This is a genomic window from Allocatelliglobosispora scoriae (genome assembly GCF_014204945.1).
Classification (GTDB): domain Bacteria; phylum Actinomycetota; class Actinomycetes; order Mycobacteriales; family Micromonosporaceae; genus Allocatelliglobosispora; species Allocatelliglobosispora scoriae.
The window spans coordinates 105837-121959 of record NZ_JACHMN010000001.1 but is presented as its reverse complement, the minus strand read 5'-3'; the positions used below and the strand labels follow the sequence as shown (position 1 = coordinate 121959).

The 16123-nt window shown below is 69.1% G+C and carries 19 protein-coding genes; 5 read left to right on the top strand and 14 right to left on the bottom strand.

Annotated features, from left to right (window positions below; translation table 11 throughout):
- Position 1 precedes the first annotated feature (1 nt).
- From F4553_RS00530 to F4553_RS00520, 3 genes are all read right to left on the bottom strand, one after another.
- The gene (locus F4553_RS00530; protein WP_184830746.1) at positions 2-841 is read right to left on the bottom strand and encodes an acyl-CoA thioesterase family protein; all 840 of its coding nucleotides are present in this window, start codon (positions 839-841) and stop codon (positions 2-4) included.
- Positions 807-2393 carry a malate synthase A gene (aceB, locus tag F4553_RS00525; RefSeq protein ID WP_184830744.1) on the bottom strand — a complete coding sequence of 529 codons (1587 nt, stop codon included), beginning with the start codon at positions 2391-2393 and terminating at the stop codon, positions 807-809. Before aceB ends, F4553_RS00530 begins: the two co-directional genes overlap by 35 nt.
- A 179-nt stretch (positions 2394-2572) precedes the next feature.
- Positions 2573-2881, bottom strand: coding sequence for a hypothetical protein (locus tag F4553_RS00520; protein WP_184830742.1), 309 nt, complete (start codon positions 2879-2881; stop codon positions 2573-2575).
- 58 nt (positions 2882-2939) lie between these two features.
- On the opposite strand from F4553_RS00520, the gene F4553_RS00515 reads away from it, so the two are divergent.
- Both F4553_RS00515 and F4553_RS00510 read left to right on the top strand, forming a co-directional pair.
- Positions 2940-3155 carry a hypothetical protein gene (locus tag F4553_RS00515; RefSeq protein WP_184830740.1) on the top strand — a complete coding sequence of 72 codons (216 nt, stop codon included), beginning with the start codon at positions 2940-2942 and terminating at the stop codon, positions 3153-3155.
- A gap of 172 nt (positions 3156-3327) precedes the next feature.
- A complete protein-coding gene (locus tag F4553_RS00510) occupies positions 3328-3582 on the top strand; it encodes a hypothetical protein (RefSeq protein WP_184830738.1) in 255 nt (84 codons plus the stop codon).
- 33 nt (positions 3583-3615) lie between these two features.
- On the opposite strand, the gene F4553_RS00505 is transcribed toward F4553_RS00510, so the two are convergent.
- Complete coding sequence (locus F4553_RS00505; RefSeq protein ID WP_184830736.1) at positions 3616-4605, bottom strand: phosphotransferase family protein; 990 nt, start codon at positions 4603-4605, stop codon at positions 3616-3618.
- Positions 4606-4789: 184 nt separating this feature from the next.
- Here F4553_RS00505 and F4553_RS00500 point away from each other — a divergent pair, with 184 nt between their 5' ends.
- Positions 4790-5200, top strand: a complete 411-nt coding sequence (locus F4553_RS00500; RefSeq protein WP_184830734.1) for a hypothetical protein — start codon at positions 4790-4792, stop codon at positions 5198-5200.
- Between the two features lie 94 nt (positions 5201-5294).
- A complete protein-coding gene (locus tag F4553_RS00495) occupies positions 5295-6299 on the top strand; it encodes a tyrosine-type recombinase/integrase (RefSeq protein ID WP_184833068.1) in 1005 nt (334 codons plus the stop codon).
- 228 nt (positions 6300-6527) lie between these two features.
- Here F4553_RS00495 and F4553_RS00490 read toward each other — a convergent pair whose 3' ends face one another.
- Together F4553_RS00490 and F4553_RS00485 are read right to left on the bottom strand one after the other, a co-directional pair.
- Positions 6528-7433: an NmrA family NAD(P)-binding protein gene (locus F4553_RS00490; RefSeq protein ID WP_184830732.1), complete on the bottom strand. Its 906-nt coding sequence runs from the start codon at positions 7431-7433 to the stop codon at positions 6528-6530.
- 113 nt (positions 7434-7546) lie between these two features.
- Positions 7547-8494, bottom strand: coding sequence for an NADP-dependent oxidoreductase (locus F4553_RS00485; protein ID WP_221469634.1), 948 nt, complete (start codon positions 8492-8494; stop codon positions 7547-7549).
- A 124-nt stretch (positions 8495-8618) separates the two neighbouring features.
- On the opposite strand from F4553_RS00485, the gene F4553_RS00480 reads away from it, so the two are divergent.
- On the top strand, positions 8619-9248 hold the full coding sequence (locus F4553_RS00480) for a TetR/AcrR family transcriptional regulator (RefSeq protein WP_184830730.1): 630 nt from the start codon (positions 8619-8621) through the stop codon (positions 9246-9248).
- 503 nt (positions 9249-9751) lie between these two features.
- Here F4553_RS00480 and F4553_RS00475 read toward each other — a convergent pair.
- The 8 genes from F4553_RS00475 to F4553_RS00440 all read right to left on the bottom strand — a co-directional run bounded on the left by F4553_RS00475 (position 9752) and on the right by F4553_RS00440 (position 16120).
- Positions 9752-10684 carry a hypothetical protein gene (locus F4553_RS00475; protein ID WP_184830728.1) on the bottom strand — a complete coding sequence of 311 codons (933 nt, stop codon included), beginning with the start codon at positions 10682-10684 and terminating at the stop codon, positions 9752-9754.
- Between the two features lie 20 nt (positions 10685-10704).
- A complete protein-coding gene (locus F4553_RS00470; RefSeq protein WP_184830726.1) occupies positions 10705-11247 on the bottom strand; it encodes a hypothetical protein in 543 nt (180 codons plus the stop codon).
- Between the two features lie 59 nt (positions 11248-11306).
- A complete protein-coding gene (locus F4553_RS00465) occupies positions 11307-11663 on the bottom strand; it encodes a hypothetical protein (protein ID WP_184830724.1) in 357 nt (118 codons plus the stop codon).
- Positions 11664-11765: 102 nt separating this feature from the next.
- Positions 11766-12635, bottom strand: coding sequence for a hypothetical protein (locus tag F4553_RS00460; protein ID WP_184830722.1), 870 nt, complete (start codon positions 12633-12635; stop codon positions 11766-11768).
- A complete protein-coding gene (locus F4553_RS00455) occupies positions 12632-13306 on the bottom strand; it encodes a hypothetical protein (RefSeq protein WP_184830720.1) in 675 nt (224 codons plus the stop codon). The genes F4553_RS00460 and F4553_RS00455 overlap by 4 nt, the downstream gene beginning before the upstream one ends.
- Positions 13303-13878: a GNAT family N-acetyltransferase gene (locus F4553_RS00450; protein ID WP_184830718.1), complete on the bottom strand. Its 576-nt coding sequence runs from the start codon at positions 13876-13878 to the stop codon at positions 13303-13305. The genes F4553_RS00455 and F4553_RS00450 overlap by 4 nt, the downstream gene beginning before the upstream one ends.
- 56 nt (positions 13879-13934) lie before the next feature.
- The gene (locus F4553_RS00445) at positions 13935-15434 is read right to left on the bottom strand and encodes an APC family permease (protein WP_184830716.1); all 1500 of its coding nucleotides are present in this window, start codon (positions 15432-15434) and stop codon (positions 13935-13937) included.
- Between the two features lie 29 nt (positions 15435-15463).
- Positions 15464-16120 (bottom strand): GPP34 family phosphoprotein, encoded by a 657-nt coding sequence (locus tag F4553_RS00440; RefSeq protein ID WP_184830714.1) that lies wholly within the window; start codon positions 16118-16120, stop codon positions 15464-15466.
- Between the last annotated feature and the right edge of the window lie 3 nt (positions 16121-16123).

The window sequence follows — 16123 nt, the reverse complement described above, 5'->3', positions numbered from 1 at the left end:
ATCAGGACGATGTGAAGACCTCGACGGCGTCACCGGCGCTGGTGCCGGCCGCCGTCAGCAGGTCATGGGTGAATATGACCTCGTCGCCGCGGCGGAAGGCCCTGGTCGACACCTGCCCGGAGTCGAAGAACGCGAAGGGCTGCCGCAGTCCGATCGTGATGCTCTCCATCCGGTTGGCGACGCCCGGCAGCAGCCCCGGCCGACGCGGGAGCTGGGTGAGGACCATCGCCTCCCGGCTCGCCCCGATATAGTCCGGAACGTGCTCGGAGTACCACTGGTCGGCCACCTCGCAGGCGTGGCGGTAGACGACGAAGTCGTGGCGGTGCTCGCCCAGGGGCTCCCAGCCGGCGGCGGGTTCGCGCCGGGGGCGGTTCAGCAGCCTGGGGACCGGTGCGCCCTCCCGGTCGGAGTCCAGGATCATCGGGGCCAGCTCGTCGGAGACCCGGCCCGGCAGCGCGGCGAGGGTCTGGTCCGATTCGATGCGTACGCACACCTCCTGCAGGTAGACCATGGCGACGTGCCGGCCGTCGTCGGCATACACGTCGGTGTTGATCTCTTGGAAGGTGTGGAAGCGGCGCGGATTCCAGGTCGCGACCCGGGTGCGGATGGTGAGTGCGGCAGAGTCGAAGAACGTCAGCGGCTCCACGTAGGTCACGACGAACCCGATCGGGACGAACCCCGTGCGGTAGTGCTGGATGAGCCGGGCATGCGACACCGCGTGCTCGGCCAGCCAGCCGGACCAGCCGATGAACGCCACGGACAGCATGAATCGCGGCTTGAGCTGGAGTTGGGTGAACATCCCGCTGCTACAGGTGAGCCGGAACGCTGATTGTCGTGTCATCGGAGCCCGCCACCTCCAGCAGCCGTTCGTAGCCGGGAATGGTGAGGAAGGCCGGAAAGTCCGCACCGAGGGTGATCTCCTCGAAGAGCGCGGCAGCCCTCGCATAGGGGCGACGCCCGCCGACCTCCTCAGCGAGGATGTCCCGGACCAGGTCCTCGGTCACCCGGCGTCCGTCGGCCAGCGTGACGCCGTGCCGGATCCACTGCCAGATCTGGGACCGCGCTATCTCGACCGTCGCCGTCCCCTCCATGAGCCCGGCAACGCCGACCGACCCCCTCCCCCGCAGCCAGCACTCCAGGTAGGTCAGCGACACGGCCACATTGGACCGCAGCCCGCGCTCGGTCACCCGCATCGCGAGCCGGTCGACCCCGAGGAGGGCGTCGGCCCGCGGTTCGACGCGGAGTCCCCGCCGCTCGATCTGATGCGGTCGGCCCCGCAGGCACAGGTCGAAGGTCTCGGCGCAGACGGGTACGTAATCCGGGTGGATCACCCAGGTCCCGTCGAAGCCCTCGCCGACCTCACGCTGCTTGTCGGCCCGGACCGCCGCCATCGCTCGGGCGTTGGCGGCCGGGTCGCCCCGCTGCGGGATCTGCGCGGCCACCCCGCCGATCGCGTGCGCTCCCCGCTCGTGGCAGGCCTGCACCAGCAGCGCGGTGTAGGCCTGCAGGAACGGGACGTCCATCGTGATCTCGGCCCGGTCGGGCAGCACGAACTCCGGCTGGTTGCGGAAGTTCCTGGCGATGCTGAACAGGTAGTCCCAGCGCCCGGCGGTGAGCCCTGCCGTGTGGTCGCGCAGCTCGTAGAGGATCTCCGGCATCTCGAACGCCGCGCAGATGTCCTCGATCAGACCGGCGGCCCGGACGCTGCCCCGGGGAATGCCGAGGGTGTCCTGCGCGTACTGGAAGACGTCGTTCCACAGCCGGGCATCAGCCTGGCCCTCCAGCTTGGGCAGATAGAAGTAGGGTCCGCTGCCCCGCTCCAGCAGGGCTCGGGCGCAGTGGAAGAAGTAGAGCCCGAAGTCGACCAGGCTGGCCGAGGCCGCGACGCCGTCGACCCGTACGTGCCTCTCGGGCAGGTGCCAGCCGCGGGGGCGTACCACGATCACCGCAGTGGAGCCGTCCGGCCGGTAGAGCCTGCCCTCCGGCGACGTGTACTCGATGGTGCCCGAGACCGCGTCCCGCAGATTCACCTGGCTGTTGATGATGTTCGCCCAGGTCGGAGAAGTCGCATCCTCCAGGTCGGCCACCCACACCTGCGCACCGGAGTTGAGCGCGTTGATCGCGAGCTTCCGGTTCTCCGCCGGGCCGGCGATCTCCACCCGCCGGTCCACCAGGTCGTGTGCCGGGGCGCGGACCCGCCAGTCGGGATCGGCTCGCAGCGACGCGGTACGGGTGGGGAAGTCCAGGGCGCCTCCGGAGGCGAGGCGGTCGGCCCGGTCCTGCCTGTCCCGCAGGAGCTGGCGCCGCTGGGCCCGGAACTCGCGTTCCAGTCCAGTGACGAACGCGATGGCGCCACTGGTGAGGATCTGCTCGACTGCGCTGTCGACCGCCACGGTCCCTCCCTGCTACCCGATCGGTCGCGTCACCATAGGGCCGGACTCGCAGCGGCGGGCCCACTCGTGTGGGGACGATTTCCGTAGCGGATGGGATCCAACAAATATTGACCGTGAGTCCGCGTTCTGTGCCGAGGTCAGAGGCGGCCGATCTCATCGATGATCGACTAGGTGCCGCTTCATCGCCAGCGCGCGATCAGCGCGAGCTGTGATCCGCTGCGATCCGCATTGAGATGATGCTCGACGGAGCCCAGGTGCTGCGCCTGGGCCGCGATCTGGTGGTCAACGTCGCCCACGCCAATCACGAGATGGCGCTGACCTGGCTGGTCCGCCATCTGGATGGCCGGTACCGCATCCACCGCGTGCATCGTATGGCCGACAACCACATCGACAGCATGCTGTTTGCCCTCACACCCGGCGTATTTCTCGCCCGACACGAAGGGCTCCGCGCGATGCTGCCCACGGGCGCTGCAAGGCTGGAAGTTCATCGTCCCTCCTGAGCCCGGCCCAGGCGCGTTCCCCGAGTACGACAACACCGACCTCGTCTTGAACAGCCTCTACATCGACCTGAACGTCCTGTCCGTCGACACCGAACAGGTGCTCGTCAACGAGCAGCGCACCGGCCTGCGGAGACTGCTGGACGCCGAAGGCTTCACCACGATCCCGGTCCGGCACCGCCACCGGCGGCTGTTCGGCGGCGGATTCCACTGCTTCATCCTCGACACCCACCGTGACGGAGCGTGCGACGACTACCTGTCATGACTGGTCGGCGAGTCCTGCAGCTGGAGGCATCCGGGCCGGAGTCCACCGCGATCACCGAGGCCGCCGCAGCCCGATGCGATCAGGTCTGGGCGGTGACCCAGCCAGATCGGTGGGAGGCCTCTACACCGCCAACGCCTCAGCAGCGCAGCGAAATGAGATCTTCCACGCGGCCATGGCCCTGATCGCCAGGAGGTACGACGAGCGTGCCGACGCCTCCTGTGAGTGGCTCAACACCGCCTACCTGCTCAATCAGGCGCCGCGCCGCAAGCGCGGAGCAGACGCCACCATCCGCACCTTCCTCGTCGCGGCCGGCCTGCACCTTCTCGACCAGCCGCCGACACTCCTAAACGATCTCGACTACCGCGCCTACGTCCATACGCAGGAACGATTTGTCGCCGAGGTCGCCGAAGCGATGCCGCTCACCTGAGCCAAGCCCCGTCAATCGCACCGGGTCCTCTGGTCAGGCGTGGAACTTCTCGATGATGTCGCGCATCTGGCCGTAGGTTTCCGGCACGTCCTCGGTCTTGCCGAGGCGGTGGCGTTCCAGCCGGATGGCGGCGACATGGCGGGCCTCGTAGAACAGCGAACGGATCGCCGCGCCCGGCGTCGTTGACGGTGCGCCGTAGGTCTCCCAGAAAGCGTCGCGCTCGGTGCCGGGCTTCTTGGCCGCCATACGGATCGTCCAGTCGGCGGCCGGGTCGCCCCACAGGGTGCGGTCGTTGTCGAAAACGCCGGTGATCGTGGGCTGCGGCGCGTCCTCGACGAGCATGACGTTGACCGTCCACAGGTCGCCGTGCAGCAGCCGTGGCTCAGTGATCTCGTCGAGCACGGCCTGCTGCTTCCCCGCGATCGAGGCGACCTGCCGGATATCGGCGGAGTCAAGCCCGACGCTGTCGACGTCGGCTGCGAGACCGTCGAGCAGGGCGACGAAGGCGTCGCTCCACCTGGCGAACTGCGGGTTGCGGATGCTCCCGAACGCCGGCCCCCGCACCGCGTGAATCTTGGCGGCGATCGTGCCGAGATCTCGGTACAGCGAGGGCCACAGCTGCCGGTCATAGCCGCCGAGAGCCTGCGGCACCGGCCTGCCGGGCAGCAGCGTCTGGAACAGGAAATCCCGGCCGATGACCTCATGGGTGAAGTCCGCGCCGAGGGTGCGCGGCACCAGAGGGGCGATCGGGGCGAAGAACGGCACGCTGGCGTACTCGCTGCGCATCAGCTCGCGCTCGCTGCCGAACTGTCGGCTCGGCTCGGGGGCGACCCGCAGAATCACCGGCCCCACATCGGCGACGTCGACCCGGTAAGTGTTGTTGTACATGCCGTTGCCGAGTTCGTCGGCCGAGACGACGCCAGCGCCGTCTCCGAAGATCCGGCGGCACATGCTGATGATCTGGTCTGCGGTCACCGACTGCTGAAACGAGCCGTTTTCGCGTTCAACGGGACTAAAGTCCATGCCTCACATCATGCCGTGGGCCGACTGATCGGCGACCGGTACGCCGTGCGGACACACGCAATGTCCGCATCCCCTGGTGGTCTTCAGCGAATCCGGTGGCAGGGCGCTTAGAAGCGAAGAACCTTGTCGATTTCCATGGGCAGCGCTGCTGAGTCCGCCAGCAGTTTGGTTGTGATCGGTGGCCATGGCTGAGCTCTACGGCCCGATGCCGTCGGCGGAACTGCTGGCAGGGATGGTGCCGGATGTGCCGCCATTGGTGACCGTGCACGGTGTGGCCGACGGTGCGCGCGGCGTCGCAGCGTCGCTGATCGTGTGGGGGAAGGACGACGGCTGGCACGCCGGTGTCGCGTGGATCTACACCGCGTTCCGCGGCTCGCCACTACGGGCGCTGCTGACAACGTGGGTACCAGCGGCCCAGGTACAGCAGCACGCGGGCGAGTACTACGGATCGGTCCCTCGCGTGATCCTGCACGGCGTGCCGGAACGGTGGCCGACGCTGCCCCCGGCGTTGGCAGATATCCCGAGAGTTCGTAGGAGTGGCTCATTCGCGCTGCTGGTGGGCCTGTTGCAGGACTTAGTGTTTCGGCGGGCTTGATAGCTCTTTCGTGTGGCTGAACTTTCGTCAGTATTTCTGACGAATCTACAGTTTAGGCATGTTTTCGCCGTTCTGACTGAACCGCGAGGTGTCGATGCCGCTGGCCGTAGTTCGTGACCTTGCCGCTCGGCGTATGCCGGCGACGCCGGAGCAGATCGAGCTGTTCGAGGTAGATGTGCTGGCCGGTTTCATCCTTGCGCGGGCATCCTCGGGATTGGTCGACAGTTCGATCCGGGGCGATGTGGGCCATCTCGATCACGTGCGGACGTGGTTCGGGCGGCCGTTGTGGGAGATGGAGCCTGAGGACGCCGACTTCTACTTCGCCAGGGTCATGCGAGAAGCAGCGCAGATGACGAAGATCATGCGGGCGCAGGCGATCACGACCTACTTCGCGTTCCTCGATCTGCGGTACGCCGTCGAGCTGCACGCGCTGACGGGTCTGACGGTGCAGTGCCCGATCGATGAGATGAACCGTCCTCGCGGCCAGCGCGTGGGGTCGCTGCGAATCCCGCCGACCGCGGCGGAGATGCAGCGTTTGTTCGCTGGCTGGCGCGAGAGCTTGCTGACCTGCCGGAAGTACCGTGTCGCGGCCCGCAGTTACGCCATGGCGCGGCTGATGGAGAAGGTCGGCCCTCGGGTGAACGAGACCTGCCAGCTCGATCTGACCGACGTGCACTGGGAGCTGGGCCGATTCGGCAAGCTGCACATCCGGGCCGGGAAAGGATCGCGCGGCAGCGGCGCGCGGCAGCGGATGACGCCGCTGATCAACGGAGCCGACGTGCTGCTGCGCTGGTACATCGAGGACATCTGGGGTCTGTTCGGTGACGACCCATACCGGCTCAGAGCGCCGCTGTTCCTGTCGGAGCGGCACAACCGCGACTGCAGCTGCATGCGGCTGACCGATGACGGCTTCCGCGATGCGCTGGCCCTAGCCGCGCTGGAGTTCCTGCCCTCGTGGGCGGGCCGGCTAACTCCGCACGTGCTGCGCCACTACTGCGCCTCGCAGCTTTACCTGTCCGGCATGGACCTGCTGGCGGTGCAGGAGCTACGCGGCCACGTGTGGATCACCGCCCGCTCATTCGGCGCGGCACCACCCTGAGCCTCGCCCAGGCTGGTGAGACGCTCACGGAAGCTGACCTGCCGTCAGCTTGCCGCAGGCCGATCGACCATGCCCTCGGATGAGCCGACCGGGCCTAGGGGTGGCACCCGTGAGGACGCCCCCCTTTTTGATCTTGTTCGGGAGGCGATGGATTGTTGAGCGGCCCGGAAGCAGTACCGCAGGAGCGGGCTGCTCGTCGGACTGCTGCGTTCAGGCAATCACGGTGCGCTAGTCCTGTCGCGCTGCCCACTGCGCGAAGGTCGTCATGGTCAGGCCGTAGGCGGCGGCGTGGTGGGGACGTGCAGGGTAGCCGATACGGTCGTTGAAGACGTCGCCGAACGCTGCGGATGCGCCAGAGCGCTGCTCCCGCTCCTCCAGAGAGATGAAGTCGGCCTTGAACTCGCGGCCGGTGACCCGGGAAAGGACTTCGGCCATCTGCGGGTACGTCAGCGCGTCGCTGGCGAGCTCGATTTCGGCTTCGTGGAACCTGTCGGGCTCGGCGACGGCGGCGGCGACAGCGGCGCCGAGGTCGTCGGCGCAGATGAGCGCCAGCGCCGTCTGCGGGCTCATAGCGGTGACCAGCTTGCCTTGAGGCAGCTCGGGCAACATGTACTCCCGCCGGGGCGAGAGGAAGTTCTCCATGTACCAGGCGGGCTTGAAGATGGTCCAGCGCTGCAGCCCTGAGCGCCGGATCACTTCCTCGGTCTCCTCTTTCTGGTTCCAGTACTCCTTCATCACGGGGTCGGTCACTTCCACCTGCGGGTGCTGGGTGCGCCACCCGGTCGCCGACACCGACGTGTGCAGGAGCTGAGTGATGCCGGCGCGCTGGGCCGCGGTGACGATGTTGCCGGCCTGGCGGGACTCGGCGGGATCGGCCGGGTCGATGCTGGCCAGCTGCACCGAGAAGACCGCGTCGTGTCCGACGCTGGCCGCCTGCAGGGAGGCGACGTCCTCTAGGTCCCCGGTGGCCAGGACGACACCCTGGGCGGCCAGGGCCTGGGCGGGGGCCGAGGAGGGGTTGCGCACCAGCGCGGTGACGGGGTGTCCGGCGCGCAGGAGCGCGTGGGCGACGGCGCCGCCCTGCATTCCGGTTGCCCCGGTGACCAGCACCTTGGCCTTGTTGTTCGATGTCATGGAAAGCCTGCTTTCGTTTGATCGCGTTTCTTTAAGATCCGAGCGTTGGACTCGATGTGGCGCTGCATCGCCACGCCGGCTAGGGCTGAGGTGGCCGAGGTGGTGGGTTTGACTCAGAACACCAGCACAGGTCGCCCCCGCACCCCGCCCTCCTCGATGAGCCGATGCGCTTCGGCGACCTGTTCCAGCGGGTAGGTTCCCGCGACGCGGAGTGTGAGGACACCGGACTCAGCCTGGTCGCGCAGCCGCGTCAGGGTCGCTGTGTCGCGGATGCGGTCGTAGACGAAGACCGGGAACCAGCTCACGCCCCGGTCGTTGGCGCCGGTGAACCCCTTGAAGGTCGCGATCGTTCCGTTGTCGCGCACCGCTGCTGCCACGGCCGCGCCCACCGATCCGCCGTCGATGACCCCGTCCGCGCCGTCGGGGCGCAGCCGACGGACCCCTTCGGGAAACCCGTCGCCGCGTAGGAGCACGTGATCGGCGCCCAGGCTCGTGACGAGGTCACGGTTCTTGTCCGCCGCGTCGGCGATGACCGTCATACCGGCTGCCTTGGCCAGCTGCACGGCGTAGCCCCCGATCCCACCTGCGGCGCCGGTCACCGCCACCGTCGCTCCCGGGGCCAGAGCCAGCGCGTCCAGGCCCATCTGCGCGGTCAGGGCGGCCATCAGCAGCGTCGAGGCCGCCGTCAGGTCGACTCCCTTCGGCGCGCGGACCACCTGTTCCGCCGGTGCGACCACGTACTGCGCCTGTCCTCCCAGGGCCAGCTTCGGCTCCGTCACTGCTATCACCTCAGCGCCGAGGGCCAGCTCCGAACGAGCTCCCTCACCGACCTCATCGATCGTCCCGGCCACCTCCCACCCCACGACGTACACCTCCGATGGCGGGTTCGCCTCCGGGCTGTACTGGGCGGAAAGCCCGGTGCGGATGTTGACGTCGGCCGGGTGGACGGCGGCGGCTGCCACCTTGATCCGCACCTGCCCTGGTCCCGCGTGCGGTTCGGGCAGCTCCAGCACCCGCATGACCTCGCGGCCACCGAACTCGGTGAAACCTACGGCCTTCACTGCGCCACCTCGCTATCGCCCATCGTGCGCCTCAACCCGATACAGAGTTGTTCCGGGTCTTCGGCGACGTTAACAGCTTAGCTATACTCGATACAAACCGGTCCCAGTTCGCGAGGAGAGCCTCATGTCACAACCCGGCGCGCAGCTGCGGCGGCCCCCCGGCGTCTCCGGACCGGCCCGCGACCCCGTCCGGGACGCCCAGATCCTGCGCGCGGCGACAGAGTTGCTCGCCGAAGGCGGCTACCCGGCCCTGACCATGGACAAGGCCGCAGCACGAGCCGGGGTGGGCAAAGCCACCGTGTACCGACGCTGGCCCTCCCGTGCCGAACTCGCTGCAGAAGCCCTCAGCCACGCGGGACTCGCCGACGACGTCGTCCCGGTCACCATCGGACAAGGGCACCTACGCGAGGAACTCCTCGCCACCCTGGCCAGCACCACGGGAGACCAGAACACCTCTCGGGTCGACCTGGTCTCGGCCCTGCTGGACACAGCCCGGCAGGAGCCTGAGCTGTGCAGCCTCATCCGCATGCGCTACGTCGACTCCCTGCACCAAGCTCTCGCAGGCGTGCTGGACCACGCGGCGCAGCGTGGCGACCTGCCCTCCCGACGCAACCAGTCGCAGGATGGACACACGATCGCGGTCTCCGCCGCCATCGCCCTTCTGGTCCATTGGGGAGTCGTCCACGATCGCCCGATCAACGACGACGACATCGCACAGATCGTCGACGGCGTCCTCTTGCCCCTACTCCAGTAACCCTCAGCGCCGCGTCTCGCCGAGGCGGCAGCGCTGCCAGGGAAGCGCTGAAGGGCTTGTTCAGGTCCGAGACCCTGACCGGCGTTCTGCTCAGCTACGGCCGGGTCAGCGCCCGTGGCCACTGCCTTGCCCGCCCGGAAGTCGCGCCTAAACCGTCGGCTGCGCCGAGTTCCCGGCACCCTACGACGCTCATAGGACCTGATCAGGCGTCAGTTCGCGCGAACTCCCGGCGGACACCCGAAGCTCGACGAGTCGTGGGCGTCCCGCCACCACCACGCCGCGCAGGCGGATCCGACAGGCGACTACCGCGATCTGCGCGATGAGATCCGCCGCGCCAGCTGACCGGTTCCGTGTCAGGGCGGCAGCAGAGATCAGTGGTGGCCGCTGAGCGCTTGCCGGGACCTGTTGCCTTGACACTGCGAAGCGAGCTGATGCGCCATCACCATTTCAGGAGGCAGGAGGGACGGACGCCGACCGGCGTCCGTTCCTCCCGACCAACGTCGTCAGCTGTGCAGGTTTGCTTTCAGCGAAGCGAGGGCTGTGACGGTCTTCGCGAATCCGTCAGTGTTGGCGGTCAGTTGCGCGGCGTGGGACGTGGCGAAAGCGGAGAGCTCCGGTCGGGCTGCAGTGATGGCCGCCGGTCGGATGCTGGTACGGCATAGGGCGTCGGCGGCTGCCGCGTCGAGTTCGTACTGCATTGCCGCTGTGTACGCGGGGTGGTGGGTGACGTCGGTCGGCTTACCGGTATTGGCCTCGATCGCGGGTCCGAACTTAGCGTCTGCCTGCTGGTACAGGTCTGTGTAGGACCTGGCTTTGAACCCAGCCTGGCCGAGGCAGTCGGTGTAGCCGGCGAGGAGGCCGGCGACGGCCGGGGTCTTCTGCGTTTCTTCCAGGACGGCGAGGAACTGTTCGTCGAGCTGGGCTTGTCCGGTGGGGAACGCGGCGTCGGTGAAGGCGGATCCGGCGTTCTGGCATTCGCCGAGCCGGCCCATGTAGGCGGTGCGTTCGGTGTCGGTCTTCAGCGCGAGGTAGGCGGTGCTGACGGGGTCGCCGGCTTGGGCGACTTTCGCGACCCGTTCGGCGATCCCCCAGCTGGTGAGCAGTGGGGCGAACCCGGACAGGTCGCCGGGCGCGATGATGCTGTTGGGCGGGGGGATGTTGGTGAACGCCGGGATGGGATAGGTGATCCCGCGGGCTTTCGCGCATTCGGCGATGGCCCGCTGGGTGCTCAGATGCGCGTACTCGGCTCCGGCGCTGCGCTGCTCGCTGGTGCCGTAGACCTGCGTGACGAGCCGGTCGAACACGGCGGTCGCGGTGGCGAGATCTGTAGGCGCCGGACCTGCCGTGTTCTGCCCGGCGCAGCCGGCCTGTACACCGGCGGCGGTGAGGAGCATCGTCGCCAGGACGGGTCGGGTCTTGGGGCGTGGTGTTGTCATCGCGAATCTCCTTCGGGAGATCAACTGGTGCAGGAGGTCTGTGAGCCGCCGTCGTAGTAGGCGTAGACGGCTGTGCTGGTTAACTCCCAGCCGCGGATGCAGGTGCTGGGCAGGGCGGAGTTCGCGGGGATGTCGTAGTCGTGTCGGGGGTCCTGTGCGCATTTGCTGATCGGGTTGGTGGTGTTGTCGTTGGGTCCGTAGCAGGTGCCACCTTTCTGCATTACTCCGACGTCGAGGTTTTCGGTGTTGTAGTTGCTGGTGCGGCGGGTGCCGGGATAGCAGCTGCGGGCGACTCGGGCGTCGAGGTGGTTGCCGTCCCGGCTCCAGTCGAACCACTCGTCGGTGCAGTACCCGCTGGCCAGCGTGGCGGGGTACGCGTCGACCTGGACCTGGTTGGTCGTGGTTGTCCAGACGGCGTATCCGTTGCCGGGGTGCGGGCTGGCGTGGCCGGTGAAGTTGCCTGTTCCTTCACCGGCATGTGCCGCGGTCGGAACCATCAGCAACATGAATACGACGGCGAGCACGCTCAGCCGTCTCGGTCGGCCGTGGGATGGGGGATCCATGGTTCTCCTTCGGGGTGCCGCGCGGCCGGGGCGGCCGTGCGAAGGGTTCGACCAGCCGCCTATCGGGGTGTTCCTGGTGGCGGGTGGAGGAACGTCTCGGGTGGGTGGGGTGTCGCGGGTGGCTGGCGCTGTTGCGGCGGGCTGAACCAGGCGAGGTGGATCTGCCGGGTGCCGACGGTGATCGCGTTGAGGGCGTGCCAGGCCCTGTCGAGGGGGATGCGTGGTGGCAGTGCACGGGTGACCTGGGCGTCGACCCAGTCGGCGTTGATGGGTGCCCGGCAGTCGGGGCTGCAGGTGTAGGCGCGGCCGGCGGTGGTGTCTTCGGTGAGCTGCCGTCGGCAGAACCGGCACCGCAGCAGGTCGCGGTAGCTGCTCGGCGTCGTCTGTCGGATAGTTCGGGAAGGCGTGGAGTACATGATGATCTCGATTTCCGGGATGTGTGTTCCGTTGGCGGCGGAGCCGGTCAGGCGTCCCTGCCGTGTCGGCGGCGGTTCGCGAGGCGGTGGCCTCGTGCGGGTCTACCGGCAGGCGGCGGTGGGTGTGGTGGTGGTCGGGGTGCGGGTGTTGGCCAGGTAGAGGACGTAGCCGTCGATGGCGGCGGCGGCCATGGTGTCGCTGGTGGTGAGGGGTGCCAGGGGTGTCTGTTCGGTGGCGAGGGCCCGGCCGGTGGCGGGGTCGAGGTAGATGGTGATCCGATAGCCGGTCTCGGCTCGGGTGGTGCGGGCGGTGACGGCGAGCGCCGGGCGTCCGGTGCGGTCGGCGGCGCCGCGCTGTGCGGTCAGGTGTGGGGTGTCGGCGAGGATCTCGATCAGCGCTGTGCGCACCGACGGGGCGATGTAGGTGGTCCGGTAGAGGTCGCTGATCATGCTGAGCAGTGCGGCCGGGTCGGTTCGGATCGCGGGGTCGATGCTCGCGAGCTGGTCCAGGAGGGTGCTGCGGTCGGTGGCGGGCTGCTGCCCGTGGGGCAGGGTGGCGTTGAGGTCCCGGTTCGACCGGGTGTCGCTGGTCCAGGTGGTGCATCCGCGGGTCTCGTCCCAGTCGACGACCCGGCCGGTCCCGGCATGGGTGCGCCATTGCTGGTAGCGGATGGCCGTGACTTCTGGTCCGCCGGAGCCGGAGGTGATGGCGCCGGACAGGTCGTGGCCCAACTGCCGGTACTCGGTGTAGTCGTAGGGACCGGTCACCTCGTCGTGCCGGTCTGCGAGGCGGGGTGTGGAGAGGATCTCGCGTATGGCCGTCCGGGCGGAGCTGTCGACGTCGGGTGAGGCCGCGGCCCTGGGGCCCGCCGGTGCTGGTGCGGCTGGTGGGGTGTCGTCGGCGGTGCATCCGGTGGTGACTGCGGCGGTGAGGGTGACGAGCAGCGCGGTGACGGATCGGCGGAGATTCATGAGGTGGTCCGTTCGGTGGGTGAGGAGCCGGGGGTGAGGGTGTGCAGCCAGCCGTGGATCTCGTCGTAGGTGATCGGCTGGCCGCACTGGGCGCAGGTGCTGGTGTTGGTGGGGTCGGTCCGCGGGGTGTCAGTGGGTGGTGTCTGGTGGGGGTGCCAGGTGCCGTCGAGCGGTTCGGGTCGGGGTTGGTGTCGGCGTTGCGGCAGTGTCTGGGGGTACCCGGTCGGTGCAGGTGGCTGATGTTGTTCGGCGGGCGACCGGCGGAGCAGGGTTTCGGCGTGGTGCAGGTAGGTGATCGCGTCGGCGTGGCCGGCGGCTGCGGCTCGGTCGCGGTGCAGGGCGGCCGCGTGCGGGTCCGGGTCGCGTAGGACGTGGTAGATCCGCCGGAGCCTGCCGGTGGTGCCGGGTGCCCGGCACCACCGGCAGGCGATGTCCTGGACGAAGGTCCGCGCCCGTTCGATGAGTCCGCACTCCCCGGGTAGCCGTCGCATGTGGCCGACCCGGATCTGTTCGGGTGTCGGTCCCCGCTCGATCAGGTCCGGTGGCGCGACGGCCAGGCTGTGCGGGTGCGCCGCTGCGACGGTGCCATCCCGGCCGGCCGCTACGCCGCCGTCCCGCGTCGGCGGGATTCGGCCTGCGGTGGGCACGGTCGTGTCCAGGCCGGTGGTCATGGTGCGACCGGGATGGGGTGGCGCCACAGCGGGTACATCAGCGGCCCGTCCGGCCCGACGGGGTAGGGGGCTCCGCAGGCGAGGTAGCCGTGGCGGAGGTAGAGGGCGCGGCTGCGTTCGGTGGACGCCTCCAGGTAGGCGGGCAGCCGGTGCTCGTCCAGGTCATGGTGGTGCAGGCGCAGCAGCGCCGATCCGATGCCGGTGCCCTGGTGTGCGGGGAGGACGCCGAGCAGGGCCAGGTGCCAGTGTCCGACGGTCCCGGTGTTGTGGGTGTGCTGGTCGCGCATGGTGTCTTCGAACCGGGCGAACCGGTCGGTGTGCCGCCCGCAGATCCTGGCCCGCATGGTTTCGTAGCCGGGGATGTCCGGCTCGGCGGTGCCGGTGCGGTCGAGCCACACGGCGGCGGCGACCGTTTGCGGGTCGGTGTGCAGGCGCCCGTGCTCGGCAGCGGCCGCGACGACCAGCCCGAGGTGGGCGGTCATGATGCGTTCGCGTTCGCCGGGGTCGGTGCCGGGCATCAGGTAGTGGCTGACCGGCAGGTCCTGGAACGCCCGGCCGATGATCTGCGACATGCGCCCGGTCTCGGACCGGTCCGCCAAGCGGCCGGCGGCAAGGTTCACAGCAGGCATCAGGCGGCCCCCGCCCGCTCGCCGGTGGCGGTGGGGTCGGGGTGCCCGCCGAGCCCGATCCCCCGATAAGCCGCGGGGTCACGTCGGCGCAGGAGCAGCGCCCACACCACGCCGGCCAGGGCGAGGACCGCGTAGGAGCCGGGCCAGACCACCGCCCAGACATTGCCGGGAGAGACGCCCAGGAGGTCCGGGAAATGGGTCAGACAGCGGACGGCGACGGCGGTGAGCAGGACCGCGGCGATCAATGGGGCGACGGTGGTCCGCCACCGGCTGTCCAGGCCCGTGCCGTGGCGGAAGTACAACGGGACGCTGACGGAGGTCGCCGCGACGAGGATCAGGACCCCGACCCCGCCGACCGTGCCCAGCCAGAAGAACAGCCGCGCCAGCGGATCCCACCCCGCCCCGGCGAACACGGCGATGACGGCCAGCCCGATCGCGCTCTGCACCACCGACGCCGCGGCCGGCGCACCGGTCGACAGCCGGGTCCGGCCCAGCACCCGCGGCAGGACCCCCTCACGGCCCAGGACGTACGCGTACCGGGCGACCGCCGAATGGTAGGAGATCAGCCCGGCGATGACGCTGGTCAGGAACAGGACCTGCGCACCCCTGGTGAACCGTGCCCCGAGGACCGGGTCCGCGATCGAGAACAGCAGCCCCACCCCCTGCTCCTCCGCAGCGGCGACGACACGGTCCGGGCCGACGGCGACGGTCACCGCGAGGCTGCTGACCGCGTACACGACCGTCATCAACCCCAGGCCCAGGTACGTGGCGCGGGGCACCGTCCGGCGCGGGGTCACCGACTCCTCCGAATACACCGCCGCCAGCTCGAACCCCACGAACCCGGTCGCGACGACCGCGAACACCGCAGCCGCGGCACCGGACAGCAACCCGGCCGGGTGCAGGGCGTCGAGCTGGACCCGCCCTGAGGCCGGGTGCAGGAACCCGACGACGTCGATCACCGCCACCACACCGAGCTCCGCCGTCAGCAGGACCGCGAGGACCCGGCCGTTGAGGTCGACCCGCCGCACCCCGAGGACCGCCGTGAGCAGCCACGCCAGCGCCGCGAACCACCACCACGGGCGAACCGTCCCGCTCACCTGCTCCACCAGCGAAGACGCCAGCACCCCGGCGATCCCGTACAACCCGACCTGCAGCAGGTTGTACGAGAACAACGCGACCAGCGCGGCGGCGACACCAGCCGGGCGGCCCAGACCCCGGGCGACGTAGGTGTACAGCGCGCCCGCGTTGGGGACCTGCCGGGCCATCGCCGTGTACCCGACGCTGAACACCGCCAGCACCACACCGAAGACCAGGAAAGCCAGAGGAAACGCGATGACACCGGTCGTCGCCAGACCGGACGTCACCAGGCCCGCGACGACGAGCATCGGGGTGGCGGCGGTCAGCACGAACTGGATCACCGCGCCGGACCCGAGACGGTCCGCGGCGAGCGCGTCCGCCACCAGGTTGGGTGACGCGTAGGTGGTGCCAGATGAGGACATGAAGGTCTCCGAAGTGTTGAGGGGAAGGGTCATCTGCGTGGTGTCACGGCTAGGGCGGCGACGAGGCCGCCCAGGACCTCCGCCAGCACGCGCAGCTCAGGGAGCGCCGTCGCGCTGAGGAGATCGAGTTCGGTGCGTACCCACGGCGGGCTGTCGCGCAGGACGCGGTCGGTCAGCCTGAGCGTGCGGGCGATCAGCAGCAGTGCCTCGTCGCGATGCGACGCATCGTGCAGGTGGCTCTTGAGCAGCTGTACCAGGCGCACCGACCGGCCCGCGACAGCATTGGCGTCCACCGGTTCGTAGCGGACCCGCACGCCGCCGAACACGCCGCGGCGCTTCCGGATCATGATCTGGTGCTGGTCGAGCCGACCGGCGACCAGCTTCGTCGCCTGCCTCGCGAGGTAGACCACCCAGGTACGCAGGTCGTAACCGGGCTGGGTACGGATCAGATCCACCAGGCGGTGCCGCGTCAGGTCGCCGGGGACGAGCCTGTGCCTGGCGTCGACCACTACCGCACGGTCGACCAGCAGGTCGGCGACTAACGCGGCGGCCAGACCCAGCGCGAGCACCCCGTCGTCGAGGACGTGTCGGCCGGTGCGGTCGTCGAGGGCGACGAGGAACAAGTCGTCGGCGACGGAGAGTTCGTGCTCCCCTGCCGTGCGGGTGGTGGCTGCCTGCGTTGCCACCGG